The organism is Rhizobium sophorae (assembly GCF_013087515.1).
In the GTDB taxonomy this organism is placed as follows: Bacteria; Pseudomonadota; Alphaproteobacteria; order Rhizobiales; family Rhizobiaceae; genus Rhizobium; species Rhizobium sophorae.
The window spans coordinates 1-26,723 of record NZ_JABFCN010000050.1; the positions used below are offsets into that span (position 1 = coordinate 1).

Genomic DNA, 26,723 nt, shown 5'->3' on the forward strand with positions numbered 1-26,723 from the left:
CTCAATTCTCAATGGAAATTATGCGCCTAACCGGCTCAGTTCTGCGTGGAAAACAACACTCGTCGACTACCACGAGGGTGTGCCGACCGAGCTCGATACGCCCATCGGCGACGCCCTTCAGCCAGGACGCAACGGTCTGTGCAGGCTTTCCCGTCGCCTCGGCGATCCGTCCCGCAGCCCGCCCAGCGATGGCGAGCTGATAGACGTTCATGCCGAAGTGGCGGGCACCTGCGTTGATTGCTCGGAGCGTAGTGGTCTTGCCTACGCCGGCGCCGCCGATAAGGAGGGAGAAGGCGTTCTGCAAAGCCATCCCGACTGCATCGCATTGCTCGTTCGTCAGAGATCTTGATGGATCGAACCTCGCGAGGAAGCTGGCGACGTCTTCGGAACAAATGCCGTCGAGGAACAGGTCATGGCCGACGGTGCGCCGGACATGGGCGTCGATCCGGGCTTCGATGAACCTCTCCATGTAGGCCGCGCCGGCAGGTTGAAAACCACCGTCAATAGGGATCGCCGCCCCGTCGGAGACAGCAAGTTCCACCGCCGTCAAAGCATCTTCTTCAGACACGCACAGTCGTCTCGCCACGAGACCCACCAGAACTGATCCGCCGCACCAGGTATGTTTTCGGTCGAGGCGGTCGTAAAGGATGCTCTCCACAGCAGCAACGAGCCTACGGGGATCGCCCCCGCTGACGCCCAAAGCCGTCGCCACCCTGTCGACCTGCGGCCATGTGCATACGGTCAGCAGCCGGTAAGGGTTGTCCTTCATCTTCAAGACGGCCTCGTCGCCCCAGAAGGCGACAGCTTTACGGGCGACGTTCAGCTCGATCCCCTGCTCGTCGAAGAAGACTACACAGTCGGCGAGCGCCTGCTGATTGCGCCAGGCCTCGACGACGATTGCGGCCTGGTTGCGGTCGAGCAGTTCCGACAGGCGGTGGACGTCGCCATCCCCAAGAATGGCATAGAAGTCCAGTCCGAACCTTTCCCAAAGGCGCTGGGCAGTAGCCTTACCTACGCCGACGAACTCCGGTCGAGAGGCGAGGAATTCCACGATGTGACGGCCGCGTGGCATTGTCGTCATGGGATCACACGCCTGCCTGTCACGGTGGCATGCTCGTACCTCGCCAGCCTCCGCCGCAGTTCGTAGTTCTCACCACGTAGCGAGGCGAGCTGCTGCTCAAGAATCGTGATACGCGCCTTGTCGGCTCCGTCCCGTCGCGGCGGCTCAGGTGCCGATGGACCGTCAAGTCCCAGGGCTGCGACGGCCTGGTCCAGACGCCGATCGAACCGCTTGTTCTGAGTGAACGTCTCGCGATTGAAGCCGCATGCGGTGGCGACAGCCGTCTTGTTGACCTTCCCGCCCCTGCTTGGAAGCTTAAGCCCGGCGCTTCCCATCCGGTCGAGGTAAGCCTCGAGCCGGACGTAGTTCTCCTCGCTGACCTGCTGGAAAGAGTTGATGCTCATCGCTTTCGCTCGCTCTCGTCCCGGTCGACGTCGGGAAGCGGTCTGTTAAGATCGAACTCGGATATGCCTCGGCTTCGTGCGTTATAAAGCCATGTAGCGAACTTCTCCAGGAACCTCTCCTGCTCAGATTTGAGCACAGCGATCTCAGCCCTAAGCACCTCTACCCGTCGCTCCGCAGCAGCCAGCTCCGGTGGTTGATCGCTCTCTTCGATTTCCTTTTTGGGTAGCTTACGGCGCCTGTCCTTCGCTTGTCCGAAGGCGATGCTGATGGTCTCGTTTTTGTCCAAACCCTGCCTGGTGAAGGTCCTCCCGAGCATCGCCTCCACGCGCTGCAGCACGAGCTCCCAGCTCAGTCGACCCTTCCACCCGGCAAGCATTCCGACGATTAGGTCGATCTCCTTGTCAGTAAGTCTCGCCTTCGCCACCGTCACTCCTCCCACATCGAAGAGAGAACCTCATCCAGCGCGGCGTCCATCTCGACAGGGATTCTGAGTGGAACGTCGTCGGCCACGTCGCCGCGGTCGCGGACCGCCATTGCGACTTCGTTGTCCAGCGTTCCGTGGGCCAAATTGATGATGGTGCCGTCCGGAATGGTCGGATCGTCGTGGATCGAAAGCATCTGGCGCATCCGCGCGATGCCTCTTTCATGCGTCGCGACCCAACGGTCAGCACCATAATACTCTTCGCCCATAGCCCATAACGCGTCTTGGAGTTGCTTCTCGGCCATAGCCAACCGCTTTTCGATTTTCGCGCGGTGCTTTGCGTCGCCCTTCACGAATACGTTCTCGGAGCAGCCGAGGCAGTCGCCATGGCTCTGGCAGGGAAGAAGGGAGTAGTCATGCACGCAGATGCCGGAGTCCGTAACAAGTGCCGAGCCAATCTGGGCGTCGATGAAGTCGCGCCGATCTACCGGGAGATTGACGCCCTGCATCTTTGCGGCCTCGAACATCGGACCGATTGCATTTCCGTTATCGACCGCCGCCCTGATCTGCGAGAGTGTTTCCTCAGCGGTGACGTGATTATAGGCCGGGTTCTGTTCGACCTCGCGCCCACTCCATTTGGCGATGTCGAGATCGCTCATCCCCTTTAACTGGGCCACCGTATTGAGCCAGTGCCGGAAGGAGTGAGTGGTGATCTCGATGTCGCTTCCGTCCTTCTCCGTAAATCCCATCGACTTGAAGATACTCGGCTTCTTGCCGCCGTCGTGACCCGACAGCCAGTGCTCGAAGGACTGCACAGTGGCTTTTTCTATGAGCGAGCGGTATATTCCGCGCTGCGCATGACCTTCGTTGTAAAGCAGCACGACGAGCGTTTCAGAATATTTTTGGTCTCGGTCTCCGTTGTAGTATGGAAAGTCTCCCGGCAACTGCGGAATGAGCTTTTTGGCTAGCGACGAGATGCTGACATACTCCGGCGTCCAGACGATATTGTTCGCACGCAACCACAGACGAATGGGCTTCATGCCTTTGACACCGACCACTTCGTTGAAGCTTTCCAGCGGTATCCTGTCCTCGCCGCGATAGCGCTCAAGGTGTGCTGGCAGCCAAAGCTGATCTCCATTTTCCTCATACCAGGACGCCACTTCGCGAGCGTTCAAACATAGTTCGCGCAAGCGCTGAACCGCCTTCTGAACGACGGAGACCATCACCGTCGGAACCCACTTCACCTGCGGCGGATTTCCTTTCCCAGGCCAGACGCGGATACCGTACGTTTCCAGCACCTCGCCCGTCTCCGGGTCCGTCGCCTGACCATGCACTTCGCAATCAAGGCGAAGCTGAAGCACCTCGTGGGCACGGATCGGTATCGAGACGCAGACGGCGCAGACGGCAGAGTACAATTGGTCGATGAACGTATTCGCCGTTCGGAATATGTGGGCAAGCGCATGGAACGCCTCGGGACTTGGGAGCTTTTCATTGCGGCGATCACGGGCCTCTTGTCCGATGGCTTCGCTAGCGTCCTTGGGCTTACGGACGCCGTGCCGCCACTGGAAGGGCGCGTCGATGTAATGACGGTCCATGCAAAAACGGTGGACCTGCTGGATGTAGATGGCGAACTGGTAGTGCCGACCCGCGCCGACGCCTAGCCGCGCAAGGTTCACCGCTTCGTTCAGAACTACGACATTGAGCGCTTCGATCGCCGGGTGCAGCCCCAATTTTCTAAAAGCAGCCTCTATGAACTGAAGGGCGTCCAGTCGCTTTTGGGTGTTTTCGTAGCTTAGCGGCGACGCGGAATGGGAGTAGCGAAGATACGCTTTCGCGAAGTCCTTGATGGCGGGATCAAGGGGGGCGCCCGTAACTTCCTGCTGGTTCGAGATGGTCGCCGAGCTGTTGTAGAAGGCGAGTATGCGGTTGTTGCGGTTCTGGCCTTTGGTAGCGAAGTTGCTCCCAACCGGCCAGATATCTTGATCCCAAAGTTCGGCCGGGATCAGTGAGTTGATTTCCTCGCGTACCAAGCGGACGAACTCCGCGACGGCGTCGGCCGGTCGGACGATGGCAGGCGATATGAGGGGGACGACATTTGTGTTCACGCTGTTACGCCTTCCTTGCTTCCAGTTCGGCCGAACAGAGCTGGATCACTTGGGCCACCGCGAGAATGGTTCTGTCTCTGATGGCGTAGATCTTAGGAGACAGATCGTCGTCTTTCATCCGGTTCCGGTCGGCGATCAGGGCGGCCATGAACGCTTCATGAGGACCGTCAAGCCACGGCTGGAAGTGACGACAGGTGTAGCAGGCAAAAGGAACCGAGAGACCGCAGAAACTCATCTGCCCGCAAGTGCCCAGCGGGTCCGCGACGTTGTCGATCAGCGTGCGATCATAAATGCGGCTGGACCGTTCTCCACCTCGCAATGCCTCGGCCTCCGTGTTGACCACGACGCCCGCGAACGCCTGAGCCAGCGGCGCCATTTCCATCGCAAGGTGTCGATCGAGCCTAAGGACCATGGCTGGACTGGCTTCGAAGTACACCTTGACGTTCTGAGTGTCAGAATGGTCGAGCATCTCTGCGACGATAAACTTGTCTTTTCCATCGTCCACGGCACGCTGGCCCAGCGTGATGCGAAACCTGCGTGTGTTCGCGATAAGGCCTGTCAACGCACCGGTGATATCATTGACGATCGTGCCTATCTCCGACGACGTATGGTGATATCGCAGGCCCGGCAGGATGCCTCTTTCCGACGACATGAACATCGGCCAGTCGTCCCCGTCCAAGCCCGACTGTTCCCGTAGTCGTCGGTTGTAACTCAAGACTTCTTCGAGAAGCTGACCGATCTGCTTACTACAGTATCTGACCTTGAAAGAGCCCCGTACCTTCTCGCCGCTCTGCTTCGCTCGCGGTATTCTAAGAGCGTAAAACTTGCCCCCGTCGCCCTCGTAGATGGCAAGATCGCTCTCCTTTAGTGCCGCGACCTGTATCGGCCGAAGACCATACCCGAGGAATAACCAGATCATTGCAAAGTGGTCCAGCCTTACGAGGTTCTTCGCGTAGGCATCATTCAGACCGGACTGGATGGACAGAAGCTCAATGTCGCCGAACGCCCCCTTGTGGTTGTCACGAGTTCTGATCGAGGTGCCCTTGACGTTCCCCCGTATCGTAGAGTCCCGGAGGTAATCGAGCGCTTCTGCAGAGGCGATACCCAGTCCCATGCTCTCCATGTCGGTGAGGAGAATGCGAAGAACACCCAGTTTCCACTCTGTGGTGGTGGTCAGGTTCCCCCGATAACTAAGTATGTCAGATAGAGAGATCGTATCACTGTAAGCATTCCTCTTGGCGAACTGAGTGTGAAAGAATGCAACCAGCCTCTCATATTGGTTTCGCGCGTGACTAAACGAGGAGTTCTCCAGCTTCCAAATCATCGCAAGCTTAAGCTTGTGGCGCATTTCGGAAGAAAAGTTGTTCAATCGATCAAACTCAAAGACGACGCGGTTCTTGGTGAGCGAGGCTAGAAGCCAAACGTCGGGACGAGGATCGAATACGACGCCGTCCTTTGTCACCGCTGTGGGCGGGAGCTCCGGTAGCGACTCCAATGCTCCAACGAGCGTCATTTCCATCACGCTTGCTCCTTCGTTCCGATCGCGAACTTGTCCTGAAGCTCCGCAAACGCCTCGTTGGAGCGGCGGCGGACGGTCCGGCGAACATATGACGCCGCAGAATTTTCGTTCCGCCATCCCATGAGCCGCTTGCGCCACTTGATCTCGTTTTCGGCAGAGACTTTGTTCTCATCCATGAGATCGGAGAAGTTGTCGTTCCAAGTATGCCGCAGCGGATGAGGCGCGAGCTCCTTCGGAAGTCCCTCCACGCGGTCGCGAAGCGTCTCCATGATCTTGTTAACGTTTGACTCGGACATCGGCGCACCGTCGCGGGTGCTCACGATCAGGTAGGGGTTGCGACGGGCGCCTGGTATGTGGCGCCGATGTCCGACGATCCACTCATGAACGATTTCTGTCAGCCGACCGCTCAGCTCCAACACTCGCGCGGCGGTCTTCGAGGCGGGTTTGTTTCGCCTCGGATCATCACGATCGTTCGGTCTGCGGTGAATGGTGATCGTACCCCTCGACGCCGGAACGAAGTCGGCGATCTTAATGCCAAGCATCTCTCCTCGACGCATCCCCAGATCGAGCAGGAGCCTGACGATCAAGTAGTTCCGAAAGCGGACTTTCGGCATGAAGGGGTTGTCCGGATGATCAGGCTCGATGACCTCGCGAAGGCGCTTCACCGCCGCAGGGTCCAATCCCTCGGGCAGGCTCGTCTCATCCCGGTTTGGCTTGGAGATCTTCAGGAACTGCCCGTCGATCAGCTCTAGCTGATGGGCTCTGACCGCGCTGTACTGCTGCCAACGCTGCGGCCACCGGGACAGGGTCGATAGCACGTCGGCACTGGTGAACTCGATGAACGACCGGACGGCAGAGAGCCGGTTTCTTTTTTCGAGGGACCGGGCGGCCTTTGCCAACGCTTTGCCGCTCTTCCTCCGCGATACCACGTTCAACGAACGCTCCTCGACCTGCCTTATCGCCTCCACCATGGACCGGCCGCAGTAGTTCGCGATATCGAGCGTCTCCGTCAGGGAGAAGAATACCCCTTCCCTGATGCGCTCCACGACGTCCACGCCGCGGGCGTCGCCCCAAAGATAGAGGTACATGAGACACCGAAGTTCGTTCGAAAGCGTGTTAGGCTGACGGCCCTGGGGCCGCCGGCTCGCCATGACCCAGAAGGTCGGGGCCTCGAAAGGCACGCCGGTAGCGGCGGGCACGAGAAACGGCATGCGCTCGCCGGAGGAAAAAATCGACCATTGGATTCTGTAGGGGTTTCTTGAAGTCGCCAACACCAAATGCTCCCGCTAAAAATCTTAACGGAAGCTACCAAGTATAATCAGACTGTCAATATCTCTCCATAAGAGAAATTTCGATGGAGGTCAACATATTTCTTGTTCTGCGACCTGGACTTTCTCCTGATCTGCCCCCAGGGCGAAGGCTGCGCGGTGGCGCACAACTGCGCGGCGGTCTCTAAGTTTACAGTCGTGCCAATTCTCTTCCTAAAATGAAATTCCCATCAGAGCGACAAACATAAAGAAACCGCAAGGTCGTTATTTTACAACGACTTGCGGCATCTTAGTTAACGAAAATTGACCTATTCTCTGCTAAAACGGGATATCATCGTCGAGATCCCGCGAGAAGTTGCTGCCGCCGCCACCGCCGCGGCTCGGCGAGGAGGAGGGAGCCGGGGCGCCGTAGTCGTCGCCATAATCGTTGCCGCCACCGGCACTGCCACGGCCGCTCGCGCCGCCGCCTTCACCGCGGCCGTCGAGCATCGTCAGCGTCGAACCGAACCCCTGCAACACCACTTCCGTGCTGTAACGATCCTGGCCCTGCTGGTCCTGCCACTTGCGGGTCTGCAGCTGGCCTTCAATATAGAGCTTGGCGCCCTTCTTCACATATTGTTCGACGACCTTGCAGAGGCCCTCGTTGAAGACGACGACAGTGTGCCATTCGGTCTTCTCACGGCGCTCGCCGGAATTGCGATCGCGCCAGGTCTCCGAGGTCGCGATACGAAGATTGGCGATCGGCCGGCCATCCTGAGTGCGGCGGATTTCGGGGTCTGCACCGACGTTTCCAATCAGAATTACCTTATTCACACTACCAGCCATGCTTCTCACCCTGCCTGCCGCCCTGCCCGGCGGCGTTTAATCGATCGGCGCACCTTAAACCATCACGGACCGCCGATGCGCATGGGCGGCATTTAATCCACATGTTTATCCATCAGAAAGCCGCATGCATCCATCAGGAACTTTGTTCTTTATTTGTTCTAATTTATCCGTATGATCCTGTCAACAGAATCGAAAACCTTGAGCCCTTGCGGATATTCAGCCTCGACTCGCCCGTCGGCATCACTAAATAAGGGCTGTCATCCAGAAAACCAAAGCAGAGACGATGAGCGAACTGAAGACGATCTCCATCCGCGGCGCGCGCGAGCATAATCTCAAGAGCATCGATCTCGATCTGCCGCGTAACAAGCTGATCGTCATGACCGGGCTGTCGGGTTCCGGCAAATCCTCGCTCGCCTTCGACACGATCTATGCCGAGGGCCAGCGGCGCTATGTCGAGAGCCTGTCGGCCTATGCCCGCCAGTTCCTCGAAATGATGCAGAAGCCCGACGTCGACCAGATCGACGGGCTGTCGCCGGCGATCTCGATCGAGCAGAAGACCACCTCGCGCAATCCGCGCTCGACGGTCGGCACCGTCACCGAGATCTACGACTACATGCGCCTGCTCTTTGCCCGCGTCGGCGTTCCCTATTCGCCGGCGACCGGCCTGCCGATCGAGAGCCAGACCGTCAGCCAGATGGTCGACCGCATCCTCGATTTCGGCGAGGGCACCCGTCTTTATATTCTTGCGCCGCTCGTGCGCGGGCGCAAGGGCGAATACAAGAAGGAACTGGCGGAGCTGATGAAGAAAGGCTTCCAGCGCGTCAAGGTGGACGGCCAGTTCTACGAGATCGCCGAGGCCCCGGTGCTCGACAAGAAATACAAGCACGATATCGACGTGGTGGTCGACCGCATCGTCGTGCGCTCGGATGTCTCTGCGCGCCTGGCGGACAGTCTCGAAACCTGCCTGAAGCTCGCCGACGGGCTGGCGGTCGCCGAATTCGCCGACAAGCCGCTGCCGGCGGAAGAGACGTCGGCCGGTGGCTCGGCCAACAAATCGCTGAACGAGACCCATGAACGCGTGCTGTTTTCGGAGAAGTTCGCCTGCCCGGTCTCCGGCTTCACCATTCCCGAGATCGAGCCGCGTCTGTTCTCCTTCAACAATCCCTTCGGCGCCTGCCCGGCCTGCGATGGTCTCGGCGCCCAGCAGAAGATTGATCCGGACCTGATCGTGCCCGAGCCCGAGCGGACGCTGCGCGACGGGGCGATCGCGCCCTGGGCCAAGTCGACCTCGCCCTATTACAATCAGACGCTGGAAGCGCTGGGCAAACATTACGGCTTCAAGCTAGGCACCCGCTGGAACGATCTTTCCGACGAGGCCAAGGACGTCATCCTCAACGGCACCAACGACAAGATCGAATTCCACTACGCCGACGGCGCCCGCTCCTACACGACGCAGAAGAATTTCGAGGGCATCATCACCAATCTCGAGCGGCGGTGGAAGGAGACCGATTCTGCCTGGGCGCGCGAAGACATCGAGCGCTTCATGTCGGCGGCCCCCTGCCCTTCCTGCAACGGCTTCCGCCTGAAGCCCGAGGCCTTAGCGGTGAAGATCGCCACGCTGCATATCGGCGAAGTGACCGGTATGTCGATCCGCGTCGCCCGCGACTGGTTCGAGACGCTGCCGGCAAGCTTCAATGCCAAGCAGAACGAGATCGCCGTGCGCATCCTCAAGGAAATCCGCGACCGGCTGCGCTTCCTCAATGATGTCGGCCTGGAATATCTCAGCCTGTCGCGCAATTCCGGCACATTGTCGGGCGGCGAGAGTCAGCGCATCCGGCTCGCCTCGCAGATCGGTTCGGGTCTGACGGGCGTGCTTTACGTGCTCGACGAACCGTCGATCGGCCTGCATCAGCGCGACAATGCCCGGCTGCTCGACACGCTAAAGCACCTGCGCGACATCGGCAACACCGTCATTGTCGTCGAACATGACGAGGATGCGATCCTGTCGGCCGACGATGTGGTCGATATCGGCCCGGCGGCCGGCATTCACGGCGGCCAGGTCATCGCCCATGGCACGCCGCAGGATATCATGGCCAATCCGAAGTCGCTGACCGGCAAATATCTCTCCGGCGAACTCGGCGTTCCCGTTCCCGACGAACGCCGCAAGCCGAAGAAGGGCCGCGAGATCAAGGTGGTCGGCGCGCGCGGCAACAATCTGAAGAACGTCACGGCGTCGATCCCGCTCGGGGTGTTCACGGCGGTGACCGGCGTTTCCGGCGGCGGCAAATCCACCTTCCTGATCGAGACGCTCTATAAATCGGCCGCGCGCCGCGTCATGGGCGCGCGTGAAAACCCGGCCGATCACGACCGTATCGACGGCTTCGAGCATATCGACAAGGTGATCGATATCGACCAGTCGCCAATCGGCCGCACGCCGCGCTCGAACCCGGCGACCTATACCGGCGCATTCACGCCGATCCGCGACTGGTTTGCCGGTCTACCGGAGGCGAAGGCACGCGGCTACCAGCCGGGTCGCTTCTCCTTCAACGTCAAGGGTGGACGCTGCGAAGCCTGCCAGGGCGACGGCGTCATCAAGATCGAGATGCACTTCCTGCCCGATGTCTACGTCACCTGCGACGTCTGCCACGGCAAGCGCTACAATCGCGAGACACTCGACGTCACCTTCAAGCAGAGGTCAATCGCCGACGTGCTCGACATGACGGTGGAGGAAGGCGTCGATTTCTTCGCGGCGGTGCCTGCGGTGCGCGACAAGCTGCAAGCGCTGAAGGATGTCGGTCTCGGTTATATCAAGGTCGGCCAGCAGGCGAATACGCTCTCGGGCGGCGAGGCACAGCGCGTCAAGCTTGCCAAGGAGCTGTCGAAACGCTCGACGGGGCGCACGCTCTACATTCTCGATGAACCGACGACCGGCCTGCATTTCCACGACGTCGCCAAGCTGCTCGAAATGCTGCACGAACTGGTCAACCAGGGCAATTCGGTGGTGGTGATCGAACACAATCTCGAAGTCATCAAGACGGCCGATTGGGTGCTCGATTTCGGCCCCGAAGGCGGCGACGGCGGCGGCGAGATCGTCGCGACCGGCACGCCCGAAGCGATCGTCAAGGAAAAGCGGTCCTATACCGGACAGTTCCTGAAGGAATTGCTGGAACGGCGGCCGGCGAAGAAGGCGGTTGCGGCGGAATGACGATGAGGCCAGCGTCGCCCGATGATCTGGAAACGATCGCGACGCTGACGTCAGCCGCTTATCAGCCCTATAGCGAACTCTTCGGCGCTCCGCCGATGCCGGTGACGGAGGATTACACGCCGCGGATCGAACGCGGTGAAGTCTGGCTCTGCGAGATCGACGGGCAAACGGCGGGCCTTATGGTCGTCGAGCAGCATTCCGATCACCTCATGCTGTTCAGCATCGCGGTCTCGCCGGGTTTTCAGGGTGCCGGGCATGGGCTGGCGATGCTGCGCTGGCTGGAAGGCAAGGCGCGGGAATGGGCCGTGCCGGAGATCCGGCTCTACACGAATGCGCGGATGGAGCGGAATATCGCGCTCTACAGCGCCTTCGGGTTTCAGGAAACGGGTCGCCGGCCGAACCCTTATCGGCCAGGATGGACGCTCGTCGATATGACGAAAGAGATCAATGCGGCCTGAGCGGCTGCGAATGGGGAGGACGACATGACGAAATCCGGCACTATCCGCACCGGCATCGGCGGCTGGACGTTCGAGCCCTGGCGCGGACATTTCTTTCCCGATGACCTGAAACAGAAGGACGAGCTGAATTATGCCAGCCGCCAGCTGAGGGTCATCGAGGTCAACGGCACCTATTACAGCACGCAGAAGCCTGCGGTCTTCGCCAAATGGGCGGCTGACGTGCCCGACGGTTTCATCTTTTCGCTGAAGGCGACGCGTTTCGTCACCAATCGACGGGTGCTTGCCGAAGCCGGTGAATCGATGGAGCGGTTCCTGTCATCGGGCATCAGCGAACTCGGCGATCATCTCGGGCCGCTGCTCTGGCAATTCGCGCCGACGAAGAAATTCGATGCGGAGGATTTCGAAGCCTTCCTGAAACTGCTGCCGGCAAAACAGGACGGACTGCCGCTCCGCCACGTGGTCGAAGTGCGGCACGATTCCTTCAAGGTGCCGGAGTTCGTGGTGCTGCTTGCGAAATACGGCGTGGCGCCGGTCTGTGCCGAACATTTCGAATATCCGATGATCGCCGACGTGACGGCCGACTTCGTCTATGCCAGGCTGCAGAAGGGATCAGACGACATCCCGACCTGCTATCCAGAAAAGGACCTGAAGGCCTGGGCAGACCGACTGGAGACCTGGGCCGAGGGCAAAATTCCCGACGACCTGCCGCTGATCGATGGAGATCGCAAAGTGAAGGTCGAGCCACGCGACGTCTTCGCCTTCATGATCCATGAAGGCAAGGTCAATGCGCCGCATGGGGCGATCGCCCTGCAGCAAGCGTTGGCGAAATAGGCGGGGTCGATAGTCACAAAAGGATCGTGACCTTGTGGGTATCACATCGTCAGTCACGCGTTGCATGAGGGCATCATGAGCGTGGTAACCCGGGAGCCCGCATGAGCGTTGCCGCATCCTATCTCTATCGCGACGGACGCCGGGTCGAGGCAGTCCCTTTCGAGGCTGCCGCCATTCCGGCGGTGGACAACGAATTCATCTGGATCGGCCTGCACAAGCCTAGCCGGGACGAGCTCCTGCTGCTGCAAGGCCGTTTTGGCCTTCACGAACTCTCGATCGCCGATGCGCTCAGTTCCCTGCAGATGCCGAAGCTCAGCGTTTATGACGACCAGCTGTTCGTCATCGCAAAGACGGCACAGCTCGAGGGGGACCATATCACCTACGGGGAAACCGCAATTTTCGTCGGCAAGCGCTATATCATCACCGTCCGCAATGGGTCGGAGCGCGGGCACGGAGAGCTGCGCGGCCGGCTGGAGACATCGCCGCAGACGCTCTGCCATGGCACCGACTACATTCTGCATGCCATTCTCGATTTCATTATCGACGGCTATCTTCCCATTGTCCGCACGATCGAGGATTCCGTTCTCGAGATGGAACGAAAAATGCTCGATGCCTTTCTCGACCGCAACCAGATCGCCCGCATTTTCAAGTTGCGCCGGGAAGTCATTCTGTTTCAGCGGGTGCTGGATGCGATGCTGGACCTTTGCGGCAAGCTCTACCATCTCGACCTGCCGTCGCTTGACAAGGAAGCGAAGCCCTATTTCCGCGATGCGCTTCAGCACATGCACCGTGTCGAGACGATGGTTGCAAGCTTGCGCGACGTGATCACATCGGTTTTCGAAGCGAGCAATCTGATTGAACAGCAAAGACAGGGCACAATCACACGGCAGCTGGCGGCCTGGGCTGCCATTCTCGCCGTTCCGACGGCGATCGCCGGCATTTACGGCATGAATTTCGACAATATGCCCGAGCTGAAAACCAGCTACGGCTATTTTGTCGTTTTGGCAGTCATCGCCGTCATGTGCATCGCACTTTTCATCCGTTTCAAGCGCGCCCGCTGGATATGACGCCTTGCTCGTCGACGGACTCGGGCTTCATTTCTTCCCCTCCGCCAACGCCTCTTTCCGGCGGTGCGGCAGGAGCGATTTGAGGTACCGCCATATCGGCGAGACGGCGTAGCCTGCGACCGGAATTGCGATCAAGCCGGCGACGATACCGACGATGCCCGCTCCCGCGGCCTCGACGATCCAGCGCAGGACGGATGGCAGAACGGGAATGGCGTGTGCCGTCGCCTCGCCGGCATCATGGATCAGATGTGCAGGGCCGCCGATACCATAGGCTTCGAGGCCGTGAACGATGATGCCGCCGCCGACCCAGATCATCGCGGCCGTTCCGACGATGCCGAGCACTTTCAGAAAATAGGGCATGCCTGTGACAAGCCCCTTTCCGATCGCACGCGAGAAGGCGCCCATCGCAGATGCCGTCCGCACACGTGCCAGCATCAGACCGAGATCATCGGCCTTCACGATAAGCGCCACGCCGCCATAGACCAAGACCGTGATGCCCAGTCCAACAACGGCAAGGATGAGGGCCTGCGTGAACATGCTGCCGGACGGCACCGCGGCGAGCGTAATCGCCATGATTTCGGCCGACAGGATGAAATCCGTCTTGATGGCACCGGCGACCTTTTGGTCTTCTACCGATTTGGCATCGAGGCTTGTCGTCTCGAGTGCCGTTTCATGGGCGTGAGCTGCATGCGGCAGCACCAGTGCGTAGACTTTTTCCACACCCTCGTAGCAGAGATAAAGTCCGCCGATCATCAGCAGCGGTGTGATCGCCTGCGGTGCGACAAGGCTCAGGATCAGCGCCGCGGGAAGCAGGATCAGAAGCTTGTTCTTCAATGAGCCGAGCGTGATCTTGCCGATGATCGGCAATTCGCGTGCCGCCGAAAATCCGGTGACGTAGCGGGGTGTGACTGCCGCATCATCAATGACGACGCCGGCCGCTTTCGCGCCGGCCTTGGCTGCCTGGCCGGCAATATCGTCGAGCGATGCCGCAGCCACCTTGGCCAAAGCCGCGATATCATCAAGAAGGGCGATCAGGCCAACACTCATTCGAGCCTCCGTCGGGAAGACAGACTTACGCAGTGAAAAACGGAAAACCAATCAACGAAAAGTGGCATCCTCTGGCGGGAAGATGCCACGCAAGGATCACGACGACAATGGCCGTTATTCAGCCGGCATCGGGCTCAAGCCGCCCTCGTCCAGCGGAGGACGTGCCTTTCGTTCCCGTTTCTGCGAAACCCGTGACAAAACGCTCTGGCGGTTCACGGATTTGCGCTCCTCGTCAATGCGGCGGATCAGGATCTCCGCGCGCTCGACCGAGCCGAGAAGCGCCAGGATCGTGCCGCGTTCGGCCGCACCGGCATTCGGGCCAAGTGCCAGCGTCTGTTCCCGCAGTTCGGTGACATTGGGAAGGCTGACATGGCCGGCCGGCATGGAGGGACGAACCACGCCATAGTCGGGCATGATATCCTGCAGAGAGGCATCGAGCTTGCTCAGTGCCAGATTGACGATCGCCAAAGCGGGTTCGCTGAATTTTTCACGCTTCACGCGCCGCGCGACCTGATGCATCGATTCCGTCAACGCAGCGGTGAAATCCGCCTCCTCGATCAGGCTGGCAACCAGATCGAGTTGCTCGTAAGGCAGATCCTCCTTCATCAGCGATGCGGTATAATCGCGAATGTCACGGCTAAGGATATCGGTGGCGAGATAATGTTCGCCCGGATCCGATGGAGCCGACTTGGCGGACCGGGCAATATCCAGGAACATCGCGCCGGCCTGCAGATGACGCGCGGTCTCCTGCTGGACGGCCGGAACGGCCCGCGCGAAGTCGCTTGTGAGCCTGCGGTCGAGGAATTTCGGCGTCGAATAATCTTCCACATCCTCGGCGTCGATACGGCCGATGCGCGACAAGACACGTTCGAAGACGCTGACGAAGGGAAACAGCAGCGCCGTGTTGAAGACGTTGAAGAAGGTCGAATAGAGACCGACAGCGACCGGAACCAGCGGAAATGTCTCTTTGCCCTCAACCACGACCGGAACGCCGGGATCGCCGCCGAACCACTGCATCGCCCATGCCAGAACGTCGATCGAGACGAAGAACAAGGGCACCGTGATGCAGACGCCGATAATGTTGAAGGACATATGGGCATAGGCAGCGCGTTTGGCGTTCTTCGACAGATTGAGCGAGGCAATCCAGGAGGTGATCGTGGTTCCGAGATCCGCACCCAGCGAGAAGGCAACCGCCGTCGTCCAGTCAAGGACACCGGCCGCACCGAGCCCCATGACGATACCGATCGTCGCCGACGAGGAGTGGATCATCGCGGTGACGCCGGCGGCGATCAGCACGCATTTGATCAGATTATAATAGGAGTCAGCGGTCAGCGTCGACAGAACGTCCATGACCTCCGGTATGTTGCGCAGCGGCCGGAGGCCGCCGGTCATCAGATTGAGACCGTAGAAAATCAGCGCGAAGCCCATGCAGGCAAGCGCGACGTTGCGGATCCGCTCGCTCTTGGCAAAGCAGTAGACCAGCGAAAAAACGCCCGCAAAGATCAGGCCAAGGGGACCCAGCGGCAAGGCGATCAGGCCGTTTCCGAGCGTCGTCCCGATGTTGGCGCCCATGATGACGCTGATCGCCGGACGCAATCCGACAACGCCGGCATTGACGAGGCCGACGACCATGACCGTCATTGCCGTCGATGACTGGATGACACCGGTGATGAGCGTTCCCGCGATGACGCCCTTGATCGGCGTGCCTGCGGCTCTCGCGAGAAATGCGCGCATCTTGTTGACGGAGAGTGCCTGGATGCCGTTCGACATGAACTCCAGACCGAGCATGAATATCCCCAGCCCGCCGATAACGGGCACAAGAATATCCTTGAAAATGTCGATGTTCATTATGCCTTACCCCCTTGGCGCCAAAATGGCGCGCTTCAACGGCGCCCCCGCGCCTCACTCATATGCCCGATTTCATACGGTCGGGGATGTCCCGACCGCGTATCATGCGCGAACGAATTACTGGCTCGCGGATGCATCCTGCTTCAGCCAGTATTTGACGATCTGACTGACGAGCTGCGGCGGCAAATGCACATAGCCCAGCGCCTCGGCGTCCTTACTGCCTGTCTCGAACGCCAGGCGGAAAAAATCATGCACGCGGCGATAGCGATTGGGCGCCTGTCCCTTCATGGGAACGACAGCAAATGTCGCGCCGCTGATCGGATAGGCCGCCTCTCCCGGTTGATCCGTGAGCGACACCGAAAAAGCTTTCGCTTCATCCCATGAGGCGGTGCTGGCCGCAGCCCGCACGCCATCCGGTCCCGGTTTTACGAACTGGCCGGATTTGTTCTGAACAGCGGCATAGGGCAGGTTTGCACGCTCGACCTGGCCAAAATCGGCATAGGCGATCGCCCCCTTGGTTGCCTGCACCGCGCGAATGAGATCTCCGGTTCCCTCGACACTCGTCCCCACAGGCCAGGCGATCAGCGTATCCGCGCCATGTGCCACCTTCCATTCCGGGCTTGCCGAGGACAGGAATTCGGTGAACATGAAGGTGGTGCCTGATCCGTCCTTGCGGGTAACCGGGCTGATTTTCTGATCGGGAAGGCTGATCTCCCGGTTGATCGCCTTGATGGCAGGATCGGCCCATGACTGGATCTTGCCGAGATAGATATTCGCAAGCAGCGGGCCAGTCAGGTTGATACGCCCCTTGCCGATACCGTCAAGATTGACGGCAATCGCCACGCTGCCGAGCACGATCGGAAACTGCTGGCGGCCATGCTTCAAAAGCTCATCGTGGGAGACAGGCACATCGGTCGCAGCGAAATCCAGCTCCGGCTGATCAAGGCGCATCAGACCTGCCAGCGAACCGACGAGCTCGTAGTCTACGGTCCAGTCGGGTGAGCTGAAGTCGCCGTCATCCATCCGCGCCTTCTCGTAGATCTCTGCCCATTTCGCGATGATGGGTGCCGCGAATGTGGAGCCGGCGCCACGAATGGGCTCGGCCGTGGCTGCAGGAGCGATGGACAGTGAACCGACGACTGCCGCAAGTCCGGCAAAGCAGGCGGCGGCGCTCGTCACTCTGTGCACTTGCCGAAAAAAACGTTCCATCAGCGCTTCCCCCTTGCAACCGTTCACTGCGCACTTCGATCAGAATTCAAACCAGATCAGCTCAGGACCCGGCGTACGACCCCGTGTTCCAGCCGACAGGAATTCCTGACACCATTAAGTATTTCCATTCATTTACATTTTAATGACAGTTTAGTTTTGCGGATTGCTGATTCTCGACGCGGGACATCTTTCGCTGATCGATGTCGCTTTAAAACTCTGAAATAAAACCGTCACTCAACTGACACATCGGCCGCATTTATAATGGTAAAACAACCCAGCCTGCGCCACGGCCAGACATGTTGGGGACGGTGCGGATTAACTTCTGCTTTCGAGGTGCAAGAGGATGCAACGGCGCTAAAGCGGCAATACCTTGGCTGCAAGCTCCTCCGCCGTCAGCCCTTTGCCGGCGCGTTGGCCGGCCTCGCCGTGCAGCCAGACGCCGGCAGCGGCGGCCTCGAAGGCCGGTAGGCCCTGGGCGAGCAAGCCGCCGATGATGCCGGCAAGCACGTCGCCGGAACCGGCGGTGGCAAGCCAGACCGGGGCATTGGTATTGATGAGCGCACGTCCATCAGTCGCGGCGATGACAGTATCGGCGCCTTTGTAAATGATCACGGCATTGGCGCGGCGGGCGGCGGCCACAGCCTTATCCACCTTACCGAGCGCATCGTCGCCGGCGATATCGGGAAAAAGCCGCGCGAATTCGCCCTCGTGCGGTGTTAGCACCAGACGCGGCTCACCCCGGAAAAGATCAAACAGCTGCTGCGGATCATCCTTGAACGAGGAGATGCCGTCGGCATCGAGCACCAGATTGCGATCGGCAAGGGCCGAGACGAAGCCGCGCGCCTTGGCGCCGATACCGAAACCGGGGCCAAGGACGAAGGTCTGCAGCCGCCTGTCGGAGAGCCAGTCGCCGAGGTCGGCCTCGTCTTCGATGGCATGCAGCATGACGGCGGTCAGATGCGCGGCATTGGCAACCATCGCGGCGCGGGGGGCGGCGATCGTCACCAGGCCGGCGCCGGCCTTCAGGCCCGAGATCGCCGACATGCGCGCTGCACCCGTCTTGTCGGCCTCACCTGAGAAGACGACCAGATGACCGCGCTTGTATTTGTGGGTTTCCAGTTGCTCGGCCGGCAGCGCACCCTTCCAGGCATCCGGCGTGTTCTCGGCGATGAGACCGCTTGCCTCGGCGCGGATGATGCGGGCGGGGATACCGATGTCGAAGACCTCCAATTCACCGCAAAGCTCCCTGCCCGGCATCAGCAGATGGCCGGGTTTGCGGGTCATGAAGGTGATGGTGTTGCGGGCCCGGAAGGCGGCACCCAGCACCTTGCCGGTGCGACCATCGAGGCCGGAGGGCAGATCGATGGCGAGCACGGGAATACCGGCCTCGGTGACGCGCTCGATCAGCGCCTGCACATCGGTCGGCACCGCGCGGCCAAGCCCCGCCCCGAACAGGCCATCGATAACGACGTCGCCGGTTTCCGGCCGATAGAGATCAAGTTCCTGTCCCTCCAATGCGCAGCCGATGCGGGCGCGGGCGGCATCGCCCTTCAGCCTGGAGGGATTGCCAAGGTGGAAGAGCGCCACCCTCGCCCCGCTCTGCTGTAGATGACGTGCTGCGACATAAGCGTCGCCGCCATTGTTGCCGGGTCCGCCGGCGACGACGAAGCGCAACGCTCCGGGATGAAGGCGCAGAGCAGCGGCTGCGACCGCAGCACCCGCCCTCTCCATCAGGCCGAAGGAGTCGATGCCGGACGCAGCAGCGGCTGCATCGACGGCGGCCATTTCAGCAGGCGTGAGAAGAAGGTCGGACAGATGTTTGGTCATCATCCTATTCAATCAAAAAACGCCTAAAAAACAACCGGCTGAAACAGGAAAGAGAAGGACGCAATTTAGGCATATGCCTAATTTTTAATCCTCACGTGAGGTACTTTCGCGATTGCGAAAATACCTGACTTTTTCAGTTTCGAGTGGGATTTTGATCGGGGGGCAACGCTTTTCCACCTGTCCGTCACCAAAACCACGTAGAATTCCCCGCAAACGCTCGCGTTTTGACCGAATCGACGTCTTTTTTCGATAGGATGGATTTCAAACTGGCACGATATCTGCATCATACCCGGCGAGCGGGAAAGTTCCTGCCATAACAAGAGAAGCGGAGAGACATTTTCTCATGAAAAAGATCGAAGCGATCATTAAGCCTTTCAAGCTGGACGAAGTGAAGGAAGCCCTTCAGGAAGTTGGCCTGCAGGGTATCACGGTCACGGAAGCCAAGGGTTTCGGCCGTCAGAAGGGCCACACGGAACTCTACCGCGGAGCTGAATACGTCGTCGATTTCCTGCCGAAGGTCAAAGTCGAGGTCGTGTTGGCCGACGAGAATGCGGAGGCCGTTATCGATGCGATCCGCAAGGCGGCGCAGACCGGCCGCATCGGCGATGGAAAGATCTTCGTCTCCAACGTCGAAGAGGTTATCCGCATCCGCACCGGCGAGACCGGCATCGATGCCATCTGACCACTTTGCCAATCGCGCAAAGTCCGTTACCGTCATCGCCGACCTACACCGTCATCGCAAATCGGAGGAAACTCATTAATGGCGACCGCAAGCGAAATTCTGAAGCAGATCAAGGAGAACGACGTAAAGTTCGTCGATCTGCGTTTCACCGACCCAAAGGGCAAGCTGCAGCATGTGACGATGGACGTTGTCTGCGTCGATGAGGACATGTTCGCCGACGGCGTGATGTTCGACGGCTCCTCAATCGGCGGCTGGAAGGCCATCAACGAGTCCGACATGGTGCTGATGCCCGATACGGAAACGGTGCATATGGACCCGTTTTTCGCTCAGTCGACCATGGTCATCGTCTGCGACATCCTCGATCCGGTTTCCGGCGAAGCCTATAACCGCGATCCGCGCGGCACCGCCAAGAAGGCCGAAGCCTACCTCAAGGCATCCGGCATCGGCGATACGGTCTTCGTCGGCCCGGAAGCCGAATTCTTCGTCTTCGACGACGTCAAGTACAAGGCCGATCCCTACAATACCGGCTTCAAGCTCGATTCGACCGAACTGCCGTCGAACGACGATACCGATTACGAGACCGGCAACCTTGGCCATCGCCCGCGCGTCAAGGGCGGCTATTTCCCGGTCCCCCCCGTCGACAGCGCCCAGGATATGCGTTCGGAAATGTTGACGGTGCTCTCCGAAATGGGCGTCGTCGTCGAAAAGCATCACCATGAAGTCGCGGCCGCCCAGCACGAACTCGGCATCAAATTCGATACGCTGGTGCGCAACGCCGACAAGATGCAGATCTACAAATATGTCGTGCACCAGGTGGCCAACGCCTACGGCAAGACGGCGACCTTCATGCCGAAGCCGATCTTCGGCGACAATGGCTCGGGCATGCATGTGCACCAATCGATCTGGAAGGGTGGCAAGCCGACCTTTGCCGGCGACGAATATGCCGGCCTTTCCGAGAGCTGCCTGTTCTACATCGGCGGCATCATCAAGCATGCCAAGGCGATCAACGCCTTCACCAATCCGTCGACGAACTCCTATAAGCGTCTCGTCCCGGGTTACGAAGCCCCTGTACTGCTTGCCTATTCGGCCCGCAACCGCTCGGCTTCCTGCCGCATTCCGTTCGGCTCGAACCCGAAGGCCAAGCGCGTCGAGGTCCGCTTCCCGGATCCGACCGCCAACCCCTATCTCGCCTTTGCCGCCATGCTGATGGCCGGTCTCGACGGCATCAAGAACAAGATCCATCCCGGCAAGGCCATGGACAAGGATCTCTACGACCTGCCGCCGAAGGAATTGAAGAAGATCCCGACCGTCTGCGGCTCGTTGCGCGAAGCGCTTGAAAGCCTCGACAAGGATCGCAAGTTCCTGACGGCCGGCGGTGTTTTCGACGACGACCAGATCGATGCCTTCATCGAGCTGAAGATGGCTGAGGTGATGCGTTTCGAAATGACGCCGCATCCGGTCGAATACGACATGTACTATTCGGCCTGATCGGCCGCGAAGACCGAAAGCCCCGGTTCGCCGGGGCTTTCACCTCCCGGGTCATGGACGCCAGCAGGAGGATGTGACGTTCATGTGACGAACTCGCGCAAAAATCTTGATTTGCGCGACACCAATCACCAAATTTGGTGATGAAAGGAAGTCGTACCATGAAAGAAAGAGTAGCAAAGTTCAGTATCGGCGAAGTGGTTCGGCACAAGGTTTTTCCGTTTCGCGGCGTCATCTTCGACGTTGATCCGGAGTTCGCGAATACGGAGGAATGGTGGAATTCCATTCCGGCCGAAGTGCGCCCGAGCAGGGACCAGCCCTTCTATCACCTGCTCGCCGAGAATGACGAAAGCGAATATGTCGCCTACGTCTCCGAGCAGAACCTGATGAACGACGAAAGCGGCACGCCGCTTCGCAACCCACAGATCTACCAGATTTTCGATCAGGCCCCGTCAGGGCAGTTCAAACCCAAGATGAGCTTCGCCCACTAAGTCACTCGTGCCGATCGTTTAATCAAGGCCTCGCTTCTCCCGGCGAGGCCTTTTCTTTGCGCAACAAAAAACCCGGCGCGAAGCCGGGTTTCTGTTTCAAAGAAGGTAGCAGGATTACTGCGCCTTGGCTGCCTTCTGGGCATCTTCCAGCTTCTTGCGGGCTTCCTCCGCCTTCTTCTGCATGCCTTCCTGCAGGCTGCGCTGGCTTTCGGCAAGCTTATTTTCGGAAACCGGTTCGCCGTCATAGGCGCCGGTGAAGCCTTCGAGCGAGATCTTGATCGGGTTCGGGGCGCGGCGGAAGTTGATCGAGGTGAAGATCACGTCGCTGCCCTTCTTGAGGCTGGCGATCATCGCGTCGGTCAGCGGAATTTCGGCGGTGCACTTGTCCGGCAGGCAGACGGCGTAGTCGAGCTTCTGGCCCTTGCCGCCGTCGATCTGCATCATGATGCCGGGAGGAATGAGGCGCGCTGTCGGAACCGAGACCTGCAGGAGCTTGCGGTTGATCTTGCCCGAGACCGAGATCAGGCCGACGGCAGTGACGAGCTGGCCGCCATTGGCGAGGATCAGGTTCTGGACAACACAGATGTCGTTGTCTTCCTGCTTGCTGCAGGTTTTGTACCAGCCGAGCTTCGGCGCTCCTGCGGCCTGCGCCGGGGCATCGGCCGGAGCCGGTGCCGCCGCGCTCTGCGCGAAGGAGGAGACCGGAGCCGAAGCGCCGAACACCACTGCCAGAACGGACAGTGCTGCCCGCATTTTCTTTTCAGACTTGAACATCATAACGAATTCCGTCTCCTGATATGCGTTCGGGGCAGCGTCTTGCCGCCCCAACCATCGGGTCGTTCGGCACTCCACCTCTTAAAAAAATAAGGCAAATGCATGACCCCGAAACTTCGGGTTCACCTGTTACATCGCAGCGTGCAAGATATCCAGCATTTCTTTGGCAATTTGAGGTGCATTTCGTCGCGATGACAAAGAAATCGCCGCTCTGTGTTGGAATTGGTCGACCCCATGATAATCTTGGCCTGAATCATGCCCGTTTCACGGATCAAGGATTGCCGAATGCTCCGTATCGTCGTCCCCCTCGTCCTCTCGCTGCTGTGCGGCACTGTCGCTGCCAAGCCGCTGCACGGCATCGCGATGCATGGCGAGCCGGCTTTGCCGCCGGACTACAAGCACTTCCCTTACGTCAATCCCGACGTGAAAAAGGGCGGCAAGATCACCTACGGCGTCGTCGGCACCTTCGACAACCTCAATCCGTTCATCCTGAAGAGTATGCGCACGACGGCGCGCGGCATGTGGGATCCGGATTATGGCAATCTCGTCTACGAATCGCTGATGCAGCGCTCCAGGGACGAGCCTTTCACACTCTACGGCCTGCTGGCCGAAACGGTCGAATGGGACGATGACCGGAGCTTCATCCAGTTCAACCTCAATCCGAAGGCGAAATGGGCCGATGGCCAGCCGGTGACGCCCGAAGACGTGATGTTCACCTTCGAGCTGATGCGCGACAAGGGCCGCGTGCCCTTCGCCAACCGCCTCAACGCCGTCGCCAAGATGGAGAAGGTCGGCGAGCGCAGCGTGCGTTTCACCTTCAACGACAAGGCCGACCGCGAGACGCCGCTGATCTTCGGCCTGTTCCCGGTGCTGCCGAAACATGCGATCGATCCTGAAACCTTCGACCGTTCGTCGCTGACGCCGCCGGTCGGCTCCGGTCCCTACAAGGTGAAGACGGTGAAGCCCGGCGAGAGCATCACCTATGAGCGCGATCCGAATTACTGGGGCAAGGACATTCCCGCCAAGGTCGGCACCGACAATTACGACCAAATCACCGTCCAGTATTTCCTGCAGGACACGACGCTGTTCGAGGCCTTCAAGAAGGGCGATGTCGACATCTATCCCGACGGCAATCCCGGCCATTGGGCCAATGCCTATAATTTCCCCGCCGTCACCTCGGGGGCTGTGGTCAAAGACGTGTTCTCGCCGAAATTGCCGAGCGGTATGCTCGGCTTCGTGTTCAACACGCGCCGGCCGATCTTTGCCGATCCGAAGGTGCGTGAGGGCCTGTCGCTGGTGTTCGACTTCGAATGGGCGAACAGGAACCTTTATTCCGGCGCCTACAAGCGCACCCAGAGCTTCTGGCAGAATTCCGAGCTGTCGAGTTTCGGGGTCCCCGCCAATGCAGCCGAGCTTGCCCTGCTGGGGCCGATCAAGAACAAAATTGCGCCGGAGATTCTCGACGGCACCTACAAGCTGCCGGTCACCGACGGTTCCGGCCGCGACCGCAATGTGCTGAAACAGGCCGTCGAGCAGCTGAAACAGGGCGGCTATACGATCCAGGGCGGCAAGATGCTCGATGCCTCCGGCCGCCAGCTCGCCTTCGAGATCATGACGCAGAATGCCGACCAGGAGAAGCTCGCGGTCGCCTATCAGCGTTCGCTGCAGACGATCGGCATCGCCGCTTCGATTCGCACAGTCGACGATTCGCAGTATCAGAGCCGGACGAACAGCTTCGATTACGACATGATCATGAAGTCCTACACGTCCTCGCTATCGCCTGGAAATGAACAGCTCGGCCGCTGGTCTTCGGCCGCCAAGACCCGCGAAGGCAGCGACAGTTTCGCGGGCGCTGCCGACCCCGATCTCGATACGTTGATCGATCACCTGCTCCGGGCGCGCTCGGCCGAGGATTTCACCGCGGCGGTGCGCTCCTACGACCGGCTGCTGCTGTCCAGCCACTACGTGCTGCCGCTCTATCATATGGGTCAGCAATGGGTGGCGCGCAGCAAGCGTATCGGCCATCCCGACACGGTGCCGCTCTACGGCTACCAGCTGCCGCTATGGTGGGATACGAGCGCCCAATAAGAAGCAGCCGAACCACCCCGGCTTTGAATGTCTCCCTGGGAAGACGCACAGAATAAGGAAAATCATCATGGAGCGTATCACCATCGACGTCGTCTCGGATGTCGTTTGCCCCTGGTGCTATCTCGGCAAGGCGCGGCTGGAGCTCGCCATCGCCGAGGTGCAGGACGAGATCGGCGTCGACATCAACTGGCGGCCGTACCGGCTCAACCCCGACTACCCCAAGGAAGGCGTCGACCAGAAGAAGGCGCTGGCGGAGAAGCTCGGCGGCGAAGAGCGCGTGGCGCAGGCGCACAAGATGCTCACTGATTATGGCCGCGAGGTCGGCATCGCCTTCGATTTCGAAGCGATCAAGATCGGCCCGAACACGCTCGATGCGCATCGGCTGATCCACTGGGCGATGATCGAAGGCCGCGAGAAGCAGGACAAGGTCGTTGCCGCGCTGTTCAAGGCGAATTTCGAGGAAGGCCGCAATGTCGGTGACCATGCGGTGCTGCTCGATATCGCCGAGATAGCCGGCCTCGACCGCTCGGTCATCGCCTCGCTGCTTGCCTCCGATGCCGATCGCGATCTGATCGTCGCCGAGATCAAGGCGGCGCAGGAGATGGGCGTCAACGGCGTGCCGTTCTTCATCTTCGATCAGCAATATGCCGTCAGCGGCGCGCAAACGCCCGACGTGCTGGCGAACGCGCTACGTGATATCGCCAAGGCGAAGGCCGAGGCACGATCAGGCCTCAACTGACGCCGACGGCCATGCGGATCGAGGTCGAACAGCCGCGGTAAAGCTGTCCGAGAGAGCCAGCTATACCGTTTATATTTTCAAGCACGCCTTGGAATGAAGCATGAGTGGCGCCAGAGCGAAACCTCAGGGAATTTATGTACTTGATTCAAATGGAAATTATGGCTGGGAGTTCGCAAACCGGGACAGGCTGCTGCCAGATAGTGGCTACCTCGGCCTGAATTACAGCCGAACTCCATGGCCGGATAGCATGCTCGATTTGCCGCGCGGCCCGTGGCAAATACCCGAATATGCTGAAACGCCAAAGCTGATCTTTGATCCAAAGCGGAAGGTCCAAGATATTTATGCTGTGGAGTATTTCCTTTTCATCTCCGACAAAATGAAGAGCTTGCTTGAGGAGTTCGCTCCAAAGTCATGTGAATACCTGCTTTGCGAGACCGAGTTTTCGAACGGAAAAACCGGTCCGAGAATCTGGCAGTGCAGCGTTGTTGATTCATACCGCGAGGCAGTGGATGTCGAGAACTCCCCTTTAATTCGCGTCACTAGATGGGGCGGCTATATGATATCGGGCGGAGCTGACTGGTGTTTTCTGCCGAGTGTCCTCAACAGCGCGCACGTGTTTCGCTTGGTTGAATATGCTGGCCCATTTTTTTGCGATCAAACATTCAAGAACATATGCAAAGACAGAGGTATTAGAGGCACTGCTTTCCAACAAGTTGGCTTTTACCAAAATAGCGGAGACGCTTCGGTGAAGAGCACAATCTGAGTCGCTGTAAAACGAAGTTGGAAGGTTTCGTACCTGACAACGGCCCCGCTCAGCCCAGAACCGGAACGCAGCGCACCTCGGTCTTCACCGAATTGGCGATGAAACATTCGTCGTGGGCGCGATGATGCAGAGCTTCGAGTTCGCTGAGTGAGGGCTGTTTTTCGCCGCTGAAGACGACATGCGGACGTAGCGTCACGACGGTCATGGCAAGGCGGCCCTCGGCATTCTTCTCCATGATGCCCTCGGCGGCATCGGTGTAGCTGTCGACGCGAAAGCCCTGTTTGGCGGCGATCGACAGGAACCAGAGCATATGGCAGCTGGAGAGCGAGGCGACGAAAGCCTCTTCCGGATCAACGGCATCCTCGGCCGAATAGGGCAGCGGGACGACATGCGCGGAAGAGGACGCCCTCACCTCGATGCCGCCGTCAAAGGTCCAGCGGTGGGCGCGGCTGTAGCGGTTGTCGGTGAAGGTCTCGCCGTTGCGGTGCCAGGCGATCGTTGCGCCGTATTTCGCCACCACCCTCTCCTCTTTTTACGCAATTCCGGACGCAAAACATGGGGTAATCGCGGCGCGATCACCCAGACCATTTTCAAGAGTGATGGCTG

Annotated in this window: 23 protein-coding genes; 10 read left to right on the top strand and 13 right to left on the bottom strand. The window is 59.5% G+C overall.

The window, feature by feature from the left end; genetic code table 11:
* Position 1: 1 nt before the first annotated feature.
* From G9X64_RS28345 to G9X64_RS28375, 7 genes are all read right to left on the bottom strand, one after another.
* Positions 2-1,081 carry an AAA family ATPase gene (locus G9X64_RS28345; RefSeq protein WP_171377841.1) on the bottom strand — a complete coding sequence of 360 codons (1,080 nt, stop codon included), beginning with the start codon at positions 1,079-1,081 and terminating at the stop codon, positions 2-4.
* Positions 1,078-1,464 (bottom strand): hypothetical protein, encoded by a 387-nt coding sequence (locus tag G9X64_RS28350; protein ID WP_171377842.1) that lies wholly within the window; start codon positions 1,462-1,464, stop codon positions 1,078-1,080. The genes G9X64_RS28345 and G9X64_RS28350 overlap by 4 nt, the downstream gene beginning before the upstream one ends.
* Positions 1,461-1,889: a hypothetical protein gene (locus tag G9X64_RS28355; RefSeq protein ID WP_171377843.1), complete on the bottom strand. Its 429-nt coding sequence runs from the start codon at positions 1,887-1,889 to the stop codon at positions 1,461-1,463. The genes G9X64_RS28350 and G9X64_RS28355 overlap by 4 nt, the downstream gene beginning before the upstream one ends.
* Positions 1,890-1,891: 2 nt before the next feature.
* Positions 1,892-3,991, bottom strand: coding sequence for a hypothetical protein (locus tag G9X64_RS28360; protein ID WP_171377844.1), 2,100 nt, complete (start codon positions 3,989-3,991; stop codon positions 1,892-1,894).
* Between the two features lie 4 nt (positions 3,992-3,995).
* Positions 3,996-5,510, bottom strand: a complete 1,515-nt coding sequence (locus G9X64_RS28365) for a site-specific integrase (protein WP_171377845.1) — start codon at positions 5,508-5,510, stop codon at positions 3,996-3,998.
* A complete protein-coding gene (locus tag G9X64_RS28370) occupies positions 5,510-6,721 on the bottom strand; it encodes a tyrosine-type recombinase/integrase (protein WP_171377846.1) in 1,212 nt (403 codons plus the stop codon). Before G9X64_RS28370 ends, G9X64_RS28365 begins: the two co-directional genes overlap by 1 nt.
* A 375-nt stretch (positions 6,722-7,096) precedes the next feature.
* The gene (locus G9X64_RS28375) at positions 7,097-7,603 is read right to left on the bottom strand and encodes a single-stranded DNA-binding protein (RefSeq protein WP_168311917.1); all 507 of its coding nucleotides are present in this window, start codon (positions 7,601-7,603) and stop codon (positions 7,097-7,099) included.
* Positions 7,604-7,886: 283 nt separating this feature from the next.
* On the opposite strand from G9X64_RS28375, the gene uvrA reads away from it, so the two are divergent.
* The 4 genes from uvrA (at position 7,887) to G9X64_RS28395 (ending at position 13,164) form a co-directional block, all read left to right on the top strand.
* Positions 7,887-10,808, top strand: coding sequence for an excinuclease ABC subunit UvrA (gene uvrA, locus G9X64_RS28380; RefSeq protein WP_168311916.1), 2,922 nt, complete (start codon positions 7,887-7,889; stop codon positions 10,806-10,808).
* The gene (locus tag G9X64_RS28385) at positions 10,805-11,266 is read left to right on the top strand and encodes a GNAT family N-acetyltransferase (RefSeq protein ID WP_168311915.1); all 462 of its coding nucleotides are present in this window, start codon (positions 10,805-10,807) and stop codon (positions 11,264-11,266) included. The genes uvrA and G9X64_RS28385 overlap by 4 nt, the downstream gene beginning before the upstream one ends.
* Before the next feature lie 24 nt (positions 11,267-11,290).
* Positions 11,291-12,097: a DUF72 domain-containing protein gene (locus tag G9X64_RS28390; protein WP_168311914.1), complete on the top strand. Its 807-nt coding sequence runs from the start codon at positions 11,291-11,293 to the stop codon at positions 12,095-12,097.
* Positions 12,098-12,198: 101 nt separating this feature from the next.
* Complete coding sequence (locus tag G9X64_RS28395; protein WP_168311913.1) at positions 12,199-13,164, top strand: magnesium and cobalt transport protein CorA; 966 nt, start codon at positions 12,199-12,201, stop codon at positions 13,162-13,164.
* Positions 13,165-13,191: 27 nt separating this feature from the next.
* Here G9X64_RS28395 and G9X64_RS28400 read toward each other — a convergent pair whose 3' ends face one another.
* From G9X64_RS28400 to G9X64_RS28415, 4 genes are all read right to left on the bottom strand, one after another.
* A complete protein-coding gene (locus tag G9X64_RS28400; protein ID WP_171377847.1) occupies positions 13,192-14,211 on the bottom strand; it encodes a DUF808 domain-containing protein in 1,020 nt (339 codons plus the stop codon).
* 114 nt (positions 14,212-14,325) lie between these two features.
* Positions 14,326-16,059, bottom strand: a complete 1,734-nt coding sequence (locus G9X64_RS28405) for a Na/Pi cotransporter family protein (protein ID WP_168311911.1) — start codon at positions 16,057-16,059, stop codon at positions 14,326-14,328.
* A 117-nt stretch (positions 16,060-16,176) separates the two neighbouring features.
* Positions 16,177-17,268 carry a phosphate ABC transporter substrate-binding protein PstS gene (gene pstS / locus G9X64_RS28410; RefSeq protein ID WP_171377848.1) on the bottom strand — a complete coding sequence of 364 codons (1,092 nt, stop codon included), beginning with the start codon at positions 17,266-17,268 and terminating at the stop codon, positions 16,177-16,179.
* A gap of 354 nt (positions 17,269-17,622) precedes the next feature.
* On the bottom strand, positions 17,623-19,095 hold the full coding sequence (locus tag G9X64_RS28415) for an NAD(P)H-hydrate dehydratase (RefSeq protein ID WP_168311946.1): 1,473 nt from the start codon (positions 19,093-19,095) through the stop codon (positions 17,623-17,625).
* Positions 19,096-19,438: 343 nt separating this feature from the next.
* Between G9X64_RS28415 and G9X64_RS28420 the strand changes: the two genes are divergently transcribed.
* The 3 genes from G9X64_RS28420 to hspQ all read left to right on the top strand — a co-directional run bounded on the left by G9X64_RS28420 (position 19,439) and on the right by hspQ (position 21,753).
* Entirely contained in the window at positions 19,439-19,777 is a 339-nt protein-coding gene (locus G9X64_RS28420) for a P-II family nitrogen regulator (RefSeq protein WP_003539626.1), read from the top strand.
* A gap of 78 nt (positions 19,778-19,855) precedes the next feature.
* Positions 19,856-21,265, top strand: coding sequence for a type I glutamate--ammonia ligase (glnA, locus tag G9X64_RS28425; RefSeq protein WP_011651961.1), 1,410 nt, complete (start codon positions 19,856-19,858; stop codon positions 21,263-21,265).
* Positions 21,266-21,423: 158 nt separating this feature from the next.
* Positions 21,424-21,753, top strand: coding sequence for a heat shock protein HspQ (hspQ, locus tag G9X64_RS28430; protein WP_003539613.1), 330 nt, complete (start codon positions 21,424-21,426; stop codon positions 21,751-21,753).
* Positions 21,754-21,867: 114 nt separating this feature from the next.
* On the opposite strand, the gene G9X64_RS28435 is transcribed toward hspQ, so the two are convergent.
* Positions 21,868-22,530, bottom strand: coding sequence for an invasion associated locus B family protein (locus G9X64_RS28435; protein WP_168311909.1), 663 nt, complete (start codon positions 22,528-22,530; stop codon positions 21,868-21,870).
* Positions 22,531-22,812: 282 nt separating this feature from the next.
* Here G9X64_RS28435 and G9X64_RS28440 point away from each other — a divergent pair, with 282 nt between their 5' ends.
* The 3 genes from G9X64_RS28440 (at position 22,813) to G9X64_RS28450 (ending at position 26,117) form a co-directional block, all read left to right on the top strand.
* Positions 22,813-24,615, top strand: coding sequence for an extracellular solute-binding protein (locus G9X64_RS28440; RefSeq protein ID WP_171377849.1), 1,803 nt, complete (start codon positions 22,813-22,815; stop codon positions 24,613-24,615).
* Between the two features lie 67 nt (positions 24,616-24,682).
* Positions 24,683-25,354, top strand: a complete 672-nt coding sequence (locus tag G9X64_RS28445; RefSeq protein WP_168311907.1) for a DsbA family oxidoreductase — start codon at positions 24,683-24,685, stop codon at positions 25,352-25,354.
* Between the two features lie 100 nt (positions 25,355-25,454).
* Positions 25,455-26,117: an imm11 family protein gene (locus G9X64_RS28450; protein WP_168311906.1), complete on the top strand. Its 663-nt coding sequence runs from the start codon at positions 25,455-25,457 to the stop codon at positions 26,115-26,117.
* A gap of 49 nt (positions 26,118-26,166) precedes the next feature.
* On the opposite strand, the gene G9X64_RS28455 is transcribed toward G9X64_RS28450, so the two are convergent.
* Positions 26,167-26,634 (bottom strand): OsmC family protein, encoded by a 468-nt coding sequence (locus G9X64_RS28455; RefSeq protein WP_171377850.1) that lies wholly within the window; start codon positions 26,632-26,634, stop codon positions 26,167-26,169.
* Positions 26,635-26,723 lie beyond the last annotated feature (89 nt).

Coding starts and splice junctions, on each gene's coding strand:
- G9X64_RS28345 (WP_171377841.1), bottom strand. CDS start 1,081: ATGACGACAATGCCACGCGGCCGTCACATCGTGGAATTCCTCGCCTCT.
- G9X64_RS28350 (WP_171377842.1), bottom strand. CDS start 1,464: ATGAGCATCAACTCTTTCCAGCAGGTCAGCGAGGAGAACTACGTCCGG.
- G9X64_RS28365 (WP_171377845.1), bottom strand. CDS start 5,510: ATGGAAATGACGCTCGTTGGAGCATTGGAGTCGCTACCGGAGCTCCCG.
- G9X64_RS28370 (WP_171377846.1), bottom strand. CDS start 6,721: ATGCCGTTTCTCGTGCCCGCCGCTACCGGCGTGCCTTTCGAGGCCCCG.
- G9X64_RS28375 (WP_168311917.1), bottom strand. CDS start 7,603: ATGGCTGGTAGTGTGAATAAGGTAATTCTGATTGGAAACGTCGGTGCA.
- uvrA (WP_168311916.1), top strand. CDS start 7,887: ATGAGCGAACTGAAGACGATCTCCATCCGCGGCGCGCGCGAGCATAAT.
- G9X64_RS28385 (WP_168311915.1), top strand. CDS start 10,805: ATGACGATGAGGCCAGCGTCGCCCGATGATCTGGAAACGATCGCGACG.
- G9X64_RS28390 (WP_168311914.1), top strand. CDS start 11,291: ATGACGAAATCCGGCACTATCCGCACCGGCATCGGCGGCTGGACGTTC.
- G9X64_RS28395 (WP_168311913.1), top strand. CDS start 12,199: ATGAGCGTTGCCGCATCCTATCTCTATCGCGACGGACGCCGGGTCGAG.
- G9X64_RS28400 (WP_171377847.1), bottom strand. CDS start 14,211: ATGAGTGTTGGCCTGATCGCCCTTCTTGATGATATCGCGGCTTTGGCC.
- G9X64_RS28405 (WP_168311911.1), bottom strand. CDS start 16,059: ATGAACATCGACATTTTCAAGGATATTCTTGTGCCCGTTATCGGCGGG.
- pstS (WP_171377848.1), bottom strand. CDS start 17,268: ATGGAACGTTTTTTTCGGCAAGTGCACAGAGTGACGAGCGCCGCCGCC.
- G9X64_RS28415 (WP_168311946.1), bottom strand. CDS start 19,095: ATGACCAAACATCTGTCCGACCTTCTTCTCACGCCTGCTGAAATGGCC.
- G9X64_RS28420 (WP_003539626.1), top strand. CDS start 19,439: ATGAAAAAGATCGAAGCGATCATTAAGCCTTTCAAGCTGGACGAAGTG.
- glnA (WP_011651961.1), top strand. CDS start 19,856: ATGGCGACCGCAAGCGAAATTCTGAAGCAGATCAAGGAGAACGACGTA.
- hspQ (WP_003539613.1), top strand. CDS start 21,424: ATGAAAGAAAGAGTAGCAAAGTTCAGTATCGGCGAAGTGGTTCGGCAC.
- G9X64_RS28435 (WP_168311909.1), bottom strand. CDS start 22,530: ATGATGTTCAAGTCTGAAAAGAAAATGCGGGCAGCACTGTCCGTTCTG.
- G9X64_RS28440 (WP_171377849.1), top strand. CDS start 22,813: ATGCTCCGTATCGTCGTCCCCCTCGTCCTCTCGCTGCTGTGCGGCACT.
- G9X64_RS28445 (WP_168311907.1), top strand. CDS start 24,683: ATGGAGCGTATCACCATCGACGTCGTCTCGGATGTCGTTTGCCCCTGG.
- G9X64_RS28450 (WP_168311906.1), top strand. CDS start 25,455: ATGAGTGGCGCCAGAGCGAAACCTCAGGGAATTTATGTACTTGATTCA.